This is a genomic window from Oceanobacillus rekensis (assembly GCF_002153375.1).
In the GTDB taxonomy this organism is placed as follows: Bacteria; Bacillota; Bacilli; order Bacillales; family Amphibacillaceae; genus Oceanobacillus; species Oceanobacillus rekensis.
Genome location: NZ_MTBQ01000005.1, coordinates 188,991 through 204,241, shown reverse-complemented (window position 1 = coordinate 204,241; position 15,251 = coordinate 188,991). Strand labels below are relative to the sequence as shown.

General features: G+C 37.1%; 9 protein-coding genes. 3 read left to right on the top strand and 6 right to left on the bottom strand.

Going from position 1 to position 15,251, the window contains the following annotated elements:
* Positions 1-93 precede the first annotated feature (93 nt).
* From BV906_RS13985 to lacZ, 6 genes are all read right to left on the bottom strand, one after another.
* A complete protein-coding gene (locus BV906_RS13985) occupies positions 94-2,022 on the bottom strand; it encodes a fructose-1,6-bisphosphatase (protein WP_087974258.1) in 1,929 nt (642 codons plus the stop codon).
* A gap of 300 nt (positions 2,023-2,322) precedes the next feature.
* A complete protein-coding gene (locus BV906_RS13980) occupies positions 2,323-4,530 on the bottom strand; it encodes an alpha-galactosidase (protein ID WP_087974257.1) in 2,208 nt (735 codons plus the stop codon).
* Positions 4,531-4,638: 108 nt separating this feature from the next.
* On the bottom strand, positions 4,639-5,463 hold the full coding sequence (locus BV906_RS13975) for a carbohydrate ABC transporter permease (protein WP_087974256.1): 825 nt from the start codon (positions 5,461-5,463) through the stop codon (positions 4,639-4,641).
* Positions 5,460-6,380: a carbohydrate ABC transporter permease gene (locus tag BV906_RS13970; protein WP_087974255.1), complete on the bottom strand. Its 921-nt coding sequence runs from the start codon at positions 6,378-6,380 to the stop codon at positions 5,460-5,462. The genes BV906_RS13975 and BV906_RS13970 overlap by 4 nt, the downstream gene beginning before the upstream one ends.
* An 81-nt stretch (positions 6,381-6,461) precedes the next feature.
* Positions 6,462-7,742: an ABC transporter substrate-binding protein gene (locus BV906_RS13965; RefSeq protein WP_087974254.1), complete on the bottom strand. Its 1,281-nt coding sequence runs from the start codon at positions 7,740-7,742 to the stop codon at positions 6,462-6,464.
* 464 nt (positions 7,743-8,206) lie between these two features.
* The gene (gene lacZ / locus BV906_RS13960) at positions 8,207-11,368 is read right to left on the bottom strand and encodes a beta-galactosidase, LacZ type (protein WP_342744393.1); all 3,162 of its coding nucleotides are present in this window, start codon (positions 11,366-11,368) and stop codon (positions 8,207-8,209) included.
* Positions 11,369-11,586: 218 nt separating this feature from the next.
* Between lacZ and BV906_RS13955 the strand changes: the two genes are divergently transcribed.
* Genes BV906_RS13955 through galT form a run of 3 tightly spaced genes read left to right on the top strand, consistent with a single transcriptional unit; the run spans position 11,587 to position 15,244 of the window.
* Positions 11,587-12,771, top strand: coding sequence for a galactokinase (locus BV906_RS13955; protein WP_087974252.1), 1,185 nt, complete (start codon positions 11,587-11,589; stop codon positions 12,769-12,771).
* Positions 12,768-13,769 carry a UDP-glucose 4-epimerase GalE gene (gene galE / locus BV906_RS13950; RefSeq protein ID WP_087974251.1) on the top strand — a complete coding sequence of 334 codons (1,002 nt, stop codon included), beginning with the start codon at positions 12,768-12,770 and terminating at the stop codon, positions 13,767-13,769. The genes BV906_RS13955 and galE overlap by 4 nt, the downstream gene beginning before the upstream one ends.
* On the top strand, positions 13,766-15,244 hold the full coding sequence (galT, locus tag BV906_RS13945; RefSeq protein WP_087974250.1) for a UDP-glucose--hexose-1-phosphate uridylyltransferase: 1,479 nt from the start codon (positions 13,766-13,768) through the stop codon (positions 15,242-15,244). Before galE ends, galT begins: the two co-directional genes overlap by 4 nt.
* Positions 15,245-15,251: the final 7 nt, after the last annotated feature.

The window sequence follows — 15,251 nt, the reverse complement described above, 5'->3', positions numbered from 1 at the left end:
AACTTGTCAAATAAATATGTCTATTTAACGAAAATCTATGAATTTAATTGACAAATGCAACAAGGTCCGTAAATGGGTTGGTAACTATTATTTTTATTTCATATATCGATATTTCATCAAGCCATTCAACATATTAATCTCTTGTAATAACTTCGCTCCAACATTCGTTTCTAAAACCTTTTTTCTCTCTAACTCTTCATCTACTAACCGTCTGACCGACAATACATCATTTCCATTTCGTAAAATATCTTCCTTCGAACTAAAATGCTGATGGGCAACCAATTGCATTCCGAACGAGTTATATAATAATGTATATCCAGCAATGCCCGTTGTGGATTGATAGGCTTTAGAAAAACCACCATCAATGACAATCATTTTCCCATTTGCTTTGATCGGATTCTCTCCGTCAATCTCTTTCACTGGTGTATGACCATTGATGATATGGCCCTGATCTGGGTCAAGATCAAACTCTTCTAAAATATTACGGCAAACTTCCTCTTTTTCTCGTAAATAATAATATGGATTCTTTCCCTCTTTATGTGTTTCCTTATCTTTAATAAAATATCTTTCGAATGTCGTCATTTCCCTTTTACCAAAGAGCGAAGAGTATTCTCCAGTCCATAAATACCAGACCATATCTGTCGCAAGATCATCCGTTTCTTCCGGGTTTCTGAATGCTTGACGTAAATAACTTTCGAAAACATCAAATAATTCACGGCCTGCATAGGTTTTATTTTCAATTACCATCTTTTCCATATTTCCTTTTTCATCTACTGGGATACAGCCATGTATTAATAGATTTCCATTATATCTCAAATAGAGCGTACCCTTTTTCATCAAGAAGTCCATATGTCTTGCTAGCTTTTCGGAATGCTGGACAGAAAATAATAGTTTGTCCATCACTTGTTTCTCTTCCTCTAGTAATTGATCGGGTTGTTCTGGATTAACCGTTGCAAAGCAGGTGTTATCTAATTGATATGTTTTGCCTTGAATCGTTATTTCACTATTGTCATAATCTACCTTTTCAAGCAAAAGCCTGCTGGACATATTAAAGTATGGACGTCGCTTGATGATTGGCATTTCCAGTTTAAATTGAATCATCGCGATCGCTTGATGTATTTTTGTGATTTGCAATAGTTCCTGCTCGGATAGCTTGTCAGATGGCCTCTTTGGTCTGAACACTGGATTGTCCCCATAATATTTCTCCGCAAGATTCAGTAATGGTCTGAGATTAATACCATACACATCCTCAATAATATCCAAATTATCATAACGCGCACAAATACGAATAATATTAGCTAGACAAACCTTTGATCCCGAGAAGGCACCAATCCACAATACATCATGATTTCCCCACTGAATATCAACGGAATGATAATTGATAAGCGCTTCCATAATTTTATCTGGTTCTGGTCCCCGGTCGTAAATATCCCCCACTACATGCAGATGGTCAACAACCAATTGTTGTGTCGTATAAGATAGCCCGATGATGAGTTTATCTGCCTGACCAAGGGAAATCACCTTTTGGACAATTGTAGAATAGTAATGCTTTTTGTTTGTGAATTCATTATTTTTATATAATAACTCTTCGATAACATATACAAATTGCTTCGGTAATGCTTTTCGTAATTTGGCCCGTGTATATTTGGATGAGGCATAGGAAATGAGTTGTATCATCTTATCAATGATCGTTTCATACCATTCGTTTAATTCCTCATTATTGTTGAATCTGTCCCGAATTAATTGTAGCTTTTCTTCCGGATAATACACCAATGCCGCGAATTCATTAATTTGTTCTTCCGATAGTTCCTGCTTAAAAATGTCGCGGATTTTCTCCTTTACTTTACCCGAACCATTTCTTAACACATGTTGAAATGCCTGATACTCCCCATGCAAGTCACTAACAAAATGCTCTGTACCTTTGGGCAAATCAAGGATGGCTTCAAGATTAATAATCTCCGTAACTACTTTTTCTTCTGTATCATATTTTTGTGCCAATAAATCTAAGTATTTCTCCTTCATAATTACCCATCCCCTTTTCAATTTTTATGTAAATAAAAGTCTATTGTCTTTACTATACCAAAAAGACTAGCAGAAATGTATCGCTAGTCTCAGAATTCTCAATATTTAATTCAGGACAGAGGGACAGGCACCTTGTCCCAAATTATTTAAAGTTAATTCCATTTCAAGGTCTTTGGATAATGAAGCACTTGGGAACAAAACAGTGGTTGAAATTTAACCATAATCACAAATTGTTTATCTGGGTTTTGTCAAATCATTTACATATAAACTTGGGACAAGGAACCTATCCCCTCTGTCCATCTATTTCCGCTCCAATTTAAAAACTCGAGATGAAAAGTCAGTTGACCAATCTTCACCAGGAAAGAGATCAATCTGTAACCCAGCATGCATAAGCTCGTCACCATAGAAAGTTCCATCTAATCCCTCGATTTGATATTCAAAATCAGCATTCAATCCTTTTAATAATAAGCGTTTTAATCCCGCGTTTGCTAGAGAAAGCACCTGATAGCGACCAACAAGAGCTTCTTCCTGATTTTTAGAAACAACCATCCAACTCGTTACATTTCCATCGTTTTCAAATGGACTTTCTATTCGATAAAATATTCCATTAATTAGTAAATTTCGATTATCCTTATAAAATCCAATTTGTCTTTTTACGATTTCTTTTTCTTGAGCATTCAATGTCGTTATATCCAGCTCATATCCAAAAACACCAAAATAAGCAACATTTGCCCTTGTATCCAGGCTGGATAATCTACCAACTTGATGATTTGGTACGGCTGATACATGCGCGCCAATCGAGCTAATCGGATAGATTAAAGAGGTACCGTATTGAATTTTCAGTCGTTCAACTGCATCTGTGTCATCGCTCGTCCAGACTTGTGGTGTATAATACAGCATTCCAGGGTCAAAACGCCCTCCACCACTTGCACAGGATTCAAATAAAACATCTGGAAATTCAGTTGTTAATCTTTCATATAAGTTATAAACTCCAAGAATATAGCGATGAGCAACTTCTCTTTGCTTGTTTGCAGGTAATTTTAACGAGCCAATTTCAGTCATATAACGATTCATATCCCATTTCACATAGGAGATAGATGCATCAGATAATATTTTTTTCATCATCTCATAAATATGGTTTACCACTTCTTCCCTGGAAAAATCTAAAACATATTGATTTCTGCCGTGTGAACGATTTCTTTCGGCCACATGGATGATCCAGTCGGGATGTGCTTCATATAATTGACTTAATCTGGAGACCATTTCCGGTTCAAACCAAAGCCCAAATTCTAACCCTAGCTCCTTAATCTTTTCTGCAAGACCAGTAATCCCATGAGGCAATTTACGTTTATCTACAAACCAATCTCCGAGGGAAGAAGTATCATCATCTCTTTTTCCGAACCAACCGTCATCGAGAACAAACAATTCTACTCCTATATCCTTTGATTCCTTTGCCATATCCAGTATTTTCTCTTCATCAAAATCAAAATATGTACCTTCCCAATTATTAATCAGAACCGGTCGAACACGGTCCCTCCACTTTCCCCGAGCTAGCCGCTTGCGATATAATTCATGGTAAGTATGGCTCAGCCCATTCAGGCCATCATCAGAATAAACCATGACTACTTCAGGTGTTTGAAAGCTTTCCCCACTCTCCAGCAACCAATTAAAATCAAACGGGTTAATCCCCATGCTTACACGAGCAACATCATAATGGTCCACTTCTACTTGCGCTAGGAAATTCCCACTATACACCAAGCTAAATCCATAAACTTCACCCTGATTTTCTGTAGTAGTCGGACGCTTTAATGCAAGGAATGGGTTTTGATGGGGACTACTTGCTCCTCTCGTACTTGTAATGCTTTGAATTCCCTGTTCCAACTTTCTTGATTTCATATATCTTTCTCTTGCCCATGCACCAGAAAGATGAATCATTTCAAAATCAGCATCAAAGAAATCTACATTTATACTTAAAGCGCGAGTTAGATTAATATCTTCTTTTCCATAGTTCCTAAATTTCACGGCTCGAGTGATTGCATTAAATTTTTCAAAAACGGAATAGGAAAGAACCATTTCCACATCAATCAATGCATCATATAATATAATTTCTAGTGTATCTGCCTCAACTTCACTTTCAACATAGGTTGCTGGCAGTCCATCTAGGCGCTTTTTGCCCCGGTAAATGTCATGACTTTTATATTCAAAGTTGGTTATTCTGCTTCCATTTTCTTGAAGAATCTGAAATGCCGGTTCTCGGTAATCTGTCGTTCCATGAGAAGGATATTCTTGTTTTAAAATCTCCAATGAAAAACGCTCGTCCCCCTCATATACATAACTCGTATTCGACCTCTGTCTTTCCGTCATTAAATGTTGAAAACTTTCACGGTGTTGGACTTTCTTCCCATAATATAAATGACCCAGTTGATTGTTCTTTAGTACAGTAAAGATATAACTGCTATATTGTGTCTGCAAATGAAATTCCTTTGTTGATGCATTATAAATTATCATGTGTCATAACACCTCCGTAAAACTATACTTAACATATTTAAATACTCTTCGAAACGTTCAAATACTCGAGAATCGGATTTACCAGAATCTCGAGTAAATGGAATGCTTTTATTTAACGGATCCTAACATACCTGCTACAAAATATTTTTGCAGGAAGAAGAATATTAATGCCGTTGGTAATGTCGCAATGACAATGGCTAGCATAATAACACCATAATCAGGTGAATAACTCGATCCAAGGTTGGAAATCAGCAATGGTATCGTTTGATTTTCAGGCGATTGCAAAATAACGAGTGGCCATAGATAGTTATTCCAACTACTCATAAATGTAATAATCGCAGCAGCAGCATACGTCGTTTTCATCGTTGGAATGTAAATTCTGAAGAAAAGCCCCAACTCTGAAAGACCATCTATTCTTCCTGCTTCTAATAATGCTCTTGGAAACAATTTTGTATTTTGCCTAAAGAAAAATATTAGAAAAGCAGTTGTAAGCGTAGGTATAATCGCTGCTGGCAAGGTATCAATTCCTATTGCAGGAGCTACTTGAGAAATACTTCCAAACATCCTGAATAAAGGAACCATTAAAACCGCAAAAGGAATCATCATGGAAAGAAGCAAAATATTAAATACAATATCCTTTGCTTTACTTTGATAGATTTCAAACCCATACCCTGCGAGTGATGCGATCACCAATGACAGCACAGTAGTAACAATAGCAATGACTCCCGAATTCAGCATTGCTTGGCCAATATCCACGGTTGCTAATAGACTTTTTATATTTTCAATCAAATGTGCACCCGGGAGAAGACTGCCACGAGTTACATCAATCGACTTATTAGTAGCACTTACTAGCATAAAGAAAAACGGAAAAATAGATATGATAGAAACAATGGTTAAGAACGCATATATAAATCCTTGTTTTAGTTTAATCATTTTTTATCACCTGCTAGTTTAAATTGAATGATAGAGAAGAATACTATCATCGCAACAATTGCGAACGAAACCGCTGCTGCATATCCAAAGTCTGGTGTATATCGAAAAGATAAATTATAGATATATTGAGAAATGGTCAAAGTTGCATTACCCGGTCCACCACTAGTAATATTCATTGGTTCATCAAATAACTGCAACGTACCAATAGTAGAAGTAATGGAAGTAAATAAAATGATTGGTTTTAACATCGGAATGGTAATTTTGGTGAACTGTTGAAAGGCCGATGCTCCATCGATTCTAGCCGCTTCATAGATTGATTCATCTACGTTTTGGAGAGCAGAAAGGTAGAAAATCATATTATAACCTACCCAACGCCAAGTGATAGCTAGTATAATTAATACCTTTGCCCAAAACGGATTTGATAGCCATAAAATGGGATCCGATATGATAGAGAAGTTCATTAGAATCATATTAACAATCCCATCATTGCTAAATAAGTATTTAAAAATAACGGAATAAGCTACGAGAGATGTAACAGCTGGTAAAAATATAGCTGTTCGAAATAATCCTTTGAATTTCAATTTTTTATTATTTAGCATCACTGAGAAAATTAAACCAAGAACAATCATTAATGGTACTTGAATCAAGAAAAAGATAAATGTGTTAAAAACTGCCGTTAGAAAGGTGGAATCGGAAAATAAACGAATATAATTTTCAAATCCTGCAAACTCCAGATTCACACCCGGACCTGATTGAAATGATAATAATAAGGCTTGTAACATAGGATAAAAATAGAAAAGAAAAATCAATATAACGGATATTAGAATGAATATCCAGCCACTGAGGCCTTTTTTAGGCTTGAATTTAGATTTCCCTCTCCTTTGTTTAACACTCTTATTTATATTAGTAGTTTCCATGTGGCTCACTCCTTTATAAAAAACTAAATAAACAACAACAAATCATTTTTGACGGTGTGCAATGAACTCAAGCCAGCTTACTTATCTAATCTGCTTCTCGGCTTGTTCCTGGGCAGTTTCTAGGATCGTATCGAGATCTCCGCCCTGCAGATATTTTTGCATGGCAACAATGATGATGTCTTCAATCGCATACGTATTCATGCCATAATTTACTTCTGGAATCTCTTTTGACCAATTTGTAAAATCTTCATAAATTGCTTGCCCACCAAAATAGTCATCTTTTGCTTTGTATGCTTTCCCTTCTGTTCCAGGGATGTATGTACCTATTGCACCTACTTCAGAAACGAGCTCTTGATAGAAATCAACATTTGAACTGAATGTAGTAGTTAAGAAATCAACAGCTTCTTCCTTGCCTTCAATATTTAGGACATACCAGGAAGCTCCACCAAGGTTGGAAGCATGTACAGATTCCTCCATACCTGGAAGACTCGGTATTGGGGCAACTGCCCAATCACCTGTTTGTGATTCTTCTGCTTTAATGGATGGCGTAATCCAATTACCAATTGGTATAGATGCCACTTTTCCGCTGTTAAGTGCTTGTATTTGTTGGCTCCAATCAGAATGCACATTCATTAAATCTTCATCTACTAGATCTTTATAAACTTTAAAAGCAATCTTTAACGCTTCATTATTAGCTATATTTGTTGTAACACCATCTTCTTCTGTATACCACGTTCCACTAGACTGCATCATGATTCGAAGTATTCCGAGGTCATTATGGTTATTCGTAATCAGTTTCTTACCAGTAGCTTCTTTTACATCCTTACCGATTTCAATGTACTGATTCCAATCAATATTTTGTAAATCTTCGACCGTGTATCCAGCTTGCTCTAATAAATCTGTTCGCACATATAGCCCGGTTGAACCAGTATCAAAAGGAATTGCGTAATTTTTATCTTCAATACTTGTAGCAGCTATCTTATATGGTATGAAATCACTTGTATCAAACTTATCTGTCAGTTCATAAAAGGAACCTGGATAGGCTTCAAGAAAACTTTTTGCGCGATAATCTTCAATCAAAACGATATTGGGTAATCCTTTTGTAGATCCTGAACTTAGAGTCGTATTTAGCTTTTGAATGATATCGTCCTGTGCATTCTCGATAATATTCAGTTTAAAATCAGGGTGTTCCGCTTTATATTCCTCTTCAGCCATTTCCAATGCCTTAATATTAAAACTGGGATCCCAAGCCCAAACAGTTAATTCCTCTAAACCTTTCCCATTGCTTGTAGAACTGCTCGAACATGCTGTTACAAAAAGGATTGCAACGAAGCTAAGTAGCAACAGTGTTTTTCTTCTCATTTCATTCCCTCCTCAGATTTTGATTAATTTATAAACGTAAAATTAAAATTATCAAACATTAATGCGCTTTCATAAAGATTTAAAAATAAATTGTTTTAATTATTTTTGGTGCACCTTCATAACTTAGTAACAATCTCGTATTCTATTAAATTAATTCCGCATAATATAGTTAGTTAATTAATTTAATTAATAGTTATATTATACGTTAATTCTCTACTTGTCAATGACAGATAGCCATCTATTTTCATTGTTTCGACAATTTTTTCTATAGATTCCTACTTCAATCTTAACAAAATATAAAAGTCCCCTGTCAGTAATGAAAAAATGAATATTTAGAAGCAGCACATAAGCAAAAGACCTTCAAGCATGATTTTACACACTTGAAATGTCCGATGCTTATGAACAAAACTTCTTGAACTAAACGTAAGCCTTTGCTTCTTCTAATAGTGAGCCTATGAAGAGATTCAAATTCTACTCATACGTTTATATAACTTATTTGGAGAAAACTCATTTTTCGAGTAGCCCTTGAATGTAGCTGAGAAATAAAAATCATCATTTTTTAATTGATATTTTTCCATTACGCCTTGTCCACAGCTTGCAGAACCTATCCCTTGTTGCTTATGATCCATATTTAATACAATATAATCCTGCTTCACTAAATCATACGTATGACGAGCTTCCTGCAGGTTTTCAGTCGTGTAATGATGCGCACTAAAATTAAAATCATCACCTGCTAAAAACAAGCCCACTCCACTATTATTCGTTAAGGATGCCCACGTAACATCTGTGCGATTTCCATTTTCCTGTGGAACTACATATGGCGTAAACAGTTCGTTAACTGTTTTTGACCAAACACCAAAGCGATTTGCCTGCTTACTGTCGGCGTAGGATTCACCAGGACCACGACCATACCAGTCCACCTGATCAAATTGTTTGGCTAGGTTCATTTGCAAACCGATTCGTGGTAAAGTTTCAGAGGATTCCCCAATCTTTTTACCTGAAACAGCAATCGTAACAGTACCATCATTAAATATTTTGTACGTAATAATTGTATCGAATCCCCAGCTAAATCCAGGAGGTGACACTTTTCCATCAACCGTAACCGTGACAACATCTCTTCCTTTAGAAGATTCATAGTTTATATCTTTTATTCGTTGCTGCATCATATGAATTCCTTGCTCTTTCCAATTCTTTTCCTCTACAGGTGAACTGAATTCTTCAGAACCTAACTGATCATTATCCGTTGTCGCACGCCAAAAGTTTAGGGTAGGACCTTTTTCCATTATCTCTTCTCCATTATATTTCCAAGAATCGATAACACCGGAAATTTTATTAAACATCATTTGGAACGTATCACCGGTAACCATTAAGTATTGATTGTCTTGTGATTTCACAACTAGAGGCCCGTTGATAGTTGCTGGAGAAGCAGACTCTACCTTGTCACTTTGCACAACTGGCAATAGGAACTGTTCCCAAGCAACTTCGTGTCCTGCTTTTGCCCATTTCGTATCTTCATTCTGATAGAGTTGAATCGTTAGCCAATAATCCGTTTTATCCTTCATGAATGGTGGAACTGTGAATGGAATTTCTACTTCTTTTGCTTCACCAGCTTTAATATCGGTAATATCCAGTGATCCAGAGTCGATAATTTCCCCATCTGCTACAAGGGACCAAGAACTTGATAAATGACTTAAATTACGAAAATCGTATTGATTTGTAATTCGAATCGTTCCATTTTTTAAATCTACATCTGTCATCTTAACTGGCTCAATGACTTTCTTATATTCTAATAATGCAGGTGATGGCGTACGATCAGGCATTACCATTCCATCAATAACGAAATTGGAGTCGTGGGGTATTTCGCTAAAGTCGCCTCCATAGGCAAAATAGTCCTCCCCATCCGACGTTGTTTGACGGATTCCATGATCCATCCATTCCCAAACGAAACCGCCTTGCAACCGTTTGTGTTTGTAAAAAGTTTCGAAATACTCCTTAAACCCGCCAGGTCCATTTCCCATCGCATGGGCAAATTCACAAAGGATATGCGGTTGTTTTAAATCTTTTCTTGCGCCTAATCGTTCCATGATTTCTACGGAAGTATACATTGTCGAGAACATGTCCGCAGCATTGTTTAACACTTCCGGATTATGATTTGATTCCTCCATAATAAAGCGGGTTTCCCCTTCATAATGGATTAATCTTGTTGGATCATATTGTTTCGCCCACTTAGCCATATCCAAATGATTCTGACCAAACCCTGATTCATTTCCTAAAGACCAGATAATGATAGAAGGATGGTTCTTGTCTCTTTCTACCATTCGTTTCATACGATCGATATATGCATCCTTCCAATCTGGATCTTCACTCAATTGATGTGGATCACCAATACGTGTGAATCCATGACATTCAATATCTGTTTCATCAATCACATATAATCCATATTCGTTACAAAGATCGTAAAACCGTGGATCATCTGGATAATGCGCCGTACGAACTGCATTAATATTATGCTGCTTCATTAATTGAATATCTTTTTCCATCCAATCGATTGGTACCGCTCTTCCTAAATCCGGATGATGTTCGTGACGGTTGACCCCTTTAAACATAATCGGTACACCATTTATCTGAATGAGGCCATCTTTCAATTCAACTTGTCTGAATCCCATCTTCGAAGGGATGGCTTCCACTATTTCACCAGTTTCATCCTTCAATGTAATGAGTAAGTGATAGAGATAAGGGGTTTCAGCTGTCCATTTAAGGGGAGAAGTTATATCCATGCTTATGGATTGCTCATGATCTTTCTCACCATTAAAAGTTAATTCTTGCTTTGCAGTCTTCACTTCTTTATATCGATTATCCAGCAACTGATATTCGAGACTATATCTTTCACTAGTATTTCCACGCGTCTTAATCAGGGACTGTACATTTAAAACAGCATGATCATAGTTTTCATCAAGCATTGTTTTTACGAAAAAGTCATTGACATGGACTTGTGGCTTTGTGATTACGTAAACATCTCTGAACATCCCGCTCAACCACCACATATCCTGATCCTCGATATAACTCCCAACAGACCATTGATATACACGTACTGCGATTGTATTTTTCCCCTCTGTTACATAAGAAGTGATATCAAATTCAGATGCTAATCGACTTCCAGTGCTGTAGCCAACGAATTCGCCATTCATCCATATATGAAAAGCACTATCTACCCCTTCAAAACGTAAAATGATAGATTCATCAAGCATCTCTTTTGCTATGTTAAAATCTCTTCGGTATGACCCGGTTGGATTCTCAGAAGGAATATGAGGAGGATCCACAGGGAATGGATATTGAACATTCGTATAATGTGGTTTTCCATACCCGTTCATTTGCCAATTGGATGGTACCTGCAAATCTTCCCACTCACTTACATCAAATTCTTTTTTATAAAATTCTTCATTTGCTAATTCAGGTGCTTCAGCATAGTTAAATTTCCATTGTCCATTTAATAATAAGAAACCATTTGCAAATCCTCGTTCATAACTTAGAGCCTCAGCTCGGTTCTTATAGGACATAAAATAAGATCGTTCTTTAAGGCGGTTTTTCTCTAAGACTGACAATAATTCATAATCTTTATTAGACAATATAGGATCCTCCCAATTAATTATTTTTCCTCTTAAACGCTTTCAAATAGGGCAAATATATAAATTAAAATCTCATTCCCGCTATTTACTCCTGTTGCATATCTTTTAAAAAAATAGTAGACTAAACTTAATTAATTAACTTAATTAATATAATACCTAATTAACTCCGTTTTAGCAACAGTAATTAATTATCAAATTCGAATAAGGAGGTTATGATGATGATTTCACTAAATTTAATTCAAGAATTCCAAAGAATCTTCAACACGACCCAAACACCAAGGACCTTCTTTGCGCCAGGGAGAATTAACCTAATCGGCGAACATACAGACTATAATGGAGGCCATGTTTTCCCTGCTTCCATTTCTTACGGTACATACGCCCTAGGAATAAAACGAGATGACCAAAAGCTGCGACTCCACTCTATCAATTTCCAAAATCAAGGAATCATAGAATGTAACCTAGCTGATTTATCCTACAATAAAGCAGACAATTGGTCGAACTACCCTAAGGGAATGCTACTCTACTTAAAAAACGCTGAATATGAAATTACCCATGGTGCTGACATTTTATTTTATGGAAACATTCCAAATGGAGCTGGTCTATCTTCTTCTGCCTCGATTGAAATGGCAACTGGTGTGCTTTTGGAAGGACTGTACAATTTAAGCATTGATCGTATGAAGTTGATTCAGCTCGGTCAAAGGATTGAAAACGAATACATCGGTGTTAATAGTGGAATCATGGATCAATTTGCAATCGCAATGGGCAAAAGAGATCACGCGATTCTATTAAACTGTCAAACATTGGAATACGAGTATGCACCACTGGAACTAAAGGAACACGCTGTGGTGATTATTAATACGAACAAACAGCGTACATTAGCAGGATCTAATTATAATGAACGGCGTGCCCAATGTGAGCTTGCACTTCTAGAATTGCAAAAGGAATGTAAAATCGAAAGTCTTGGTGAATTAACGATAGAAGACTTTGAGAAGTATAAACATCTTATTTCGGATAACATCAATCAGAAACGTGCCAAACATGTCGTCTATGAAAACGCTCGAACACTCGAGGCTCTAAATAAACTGCAACAATCAGATCTTCAGGCTTTTGGGAAATTGATGAATGAATCTCATATTTCACTAAAGAGTAATTATGAAGTTACCGGTTTTGAACTCGATACTGTTGTGCAAGCTGCCTGGGAACAAAAAGGAGTGCTAGGCGCACGGATGACCGGTGCAGGGTTCGGAGGCTGTGCGATTGCAATCGTTGGAAAAGATAAGATGGAGGAATTTAAGAACAATGTCAATGCAATCTATCGCGATAAAGTCGGGTACGATGCAACTTTCTACATGGCTGCAATTGGAGATGGAGCAAAGGAAATTTTAGAGGGGGCAGTGCAATGAGTATTTTAGTTCTAGGTGGAGCGGGTTACATTGGATCACATGCCGTATACCAGTTAATGGATCAGGGGAAAGATGTCGTAGTTGTCGATAACCTTGAGACCGGCCATAGAGAATCCATACATCCAGAAGCAGTGTTTTACCAAGGGGATATTCGAAATAAGGAATTCCTCCGCACAGTATTTGAAAAAGAATCGATAGCAGCGGTTATTCATTTTGCTGCAAACTCTCTTGTTGGAGAATCAATGGATAAACCTCTCCAATACTTTGATAATAATGTTTATGGAACACAGGTTTTGCTGCAAGTAATGGTTGAACATCATGTGAAATGTATTGTGTTCTCATCGTCTGCCGCAACATATGGAGAGCCGGAGTCTGTTCCAATCACAGAAAACCTGCCAACCAATCCAACCAGCGCCTATGGCGAAACAAAGCTAACGATGGAAAAACTGATGAAATGGACCGCACAAGCTCATGATGTGAGGTTTGTATCATTACGCTATTTCAATGTTGCCGGCGCAAGAGAAACTGCTGAAATCGGTGAGGATCATCGGCCAGAGTCTCATTTAGTTCCAATTATATTACAAACAGCACTTGGTCAGCGTCCCCATATCACTATTTTTGGCGAAGATTATGACACACCAGACGGCACATGCATTCGTGATTATGTCCATGTGGAAGATCTTATTAGCGCACATATCCTGGCACTTGATTATTTATTAGAAAATGGTAAAAGTGATATTTTCAACCTGGGAAGCAGTCAAGGATTTTCTGTAAAAGAAATGATTGCGGCCGCTAGAACCGTAACTGGCAAAGAAATTCCCGTAACAATCGGAGATCGACGTGCAGGCGATCCTAGTATCTTAATTGCAAGCTCAGAAAAGGCAAAACAAGTACTGGGATGGAAACCAGAACGTACTTCCATTGATCAAATCATACAGGATGCTTGGAGATGGCATGTAGCTCATCCAAGTGGTTACGGGAAGGTTGTGAAAAAGTGATTTACGAAAACATTGCCGGGCTAATCCAACAAGGAATAGAAGTAAAACTGATTGAGCCAAAAGATACCATTTATGTTCAAAATCAAGTTATGAATCTATTACATTTGGAGTCATTTCCGGATAACGTTGATTCTAGTACAGCTGACTCTATTCCGAATATACTTGAAAAAATCATCGACTATGCCATTGCTTATCATGTCATTGATGATGTTTTCGATGATAAAGAAATTCTATCAGCAAATATAATGAATTGCTTCGTTGCAAGGCCATCGGTTGTAGAAGCTACGTTTAACAAGAAATATAAACAATCGCCCGTTGCAGCAACAGACTATTTTTATAATCTCAGTAAAAACAGTAACTATATTCAATTGAATCGAATCAGGAAAAATATTTCTTTCAAAGCAGATACTGCATATGGCCAAATGGATATTACCATTAATCTATCAAAGCCAGAAAAGGACCCAGAACAAATTAAGCGGGAACGAGAAATGAAGCAAACGGGAAACTACCCTAACTGTTTGTTATGCATTGAAAATGAAGGCTATGCAGGCCGAACCGGTTACCCGGCAAGATCTAATCACCGCATTATTAAGGTTCCACTCTTAGATGAAAACTGGTACCTTCAATATTCACCATACGTCTATTACAATGAGCACAGTATTTTGCTGGCAGAAAACCATCGTAATATGAAAATTGATAAACACACATTTGCAAGACTACTAACTTTCACAGAGAAATTCCCGCACTATATGATTGGATCAAATGCAGACCTACCGATTGTTGGCGGCTCGATATTAAGCCACGATCATTATCAGGCAGGGAGATATGAATTTGCGATGGCAAATGCCGAGCAAGCATTTTCATTTTCATTAAGCAGTTACCCTGAAATTGATGCAACTGTATTAAAATGGCCACTTTCCGTTATCCGTCTAAAAGGGAATACAATCGATTCAATCACTACTGCTGCAGATCATATTTTACAAACTTGGAAACGTTATTCAGATGAACACTCAAACATCATTGCCTTTACTGATCAAACACCGCATAACACAATCACGCCAATTGCCAGAAACCGTGATGGTGTCTTTGAGTTAGATCTCGTATTGCGGAATAATCGTACATCAGAGGAGCATCCACAAGGAATCTTCCATCCACATGAGGATGTACATCATATAAAAAAGGAAAATATCGGGTTGATTGAGGTAATGGGACTCGCTGTGTTGCCCCCTAGACTGAAAGATGAACTAGCAGATATTAAAAAGTACTTAATGGATGACCCCAGTGCTATAGAAACACATCATCTAGCGTGGGCAGAGTGGATGAAACAAAAATATGGAACGGTTACAGACCCAAAACAAGTGGATACGATTTTACAGGAAGAGCTTGGGAAAAAGTTCGTAAAAGTACTTGAAGATGCTGGCGTATTTAAAGAGCGGGCTGCTTTTGAACGGTTTATTGAGAAAATAAATAAGTAGGTGCGGA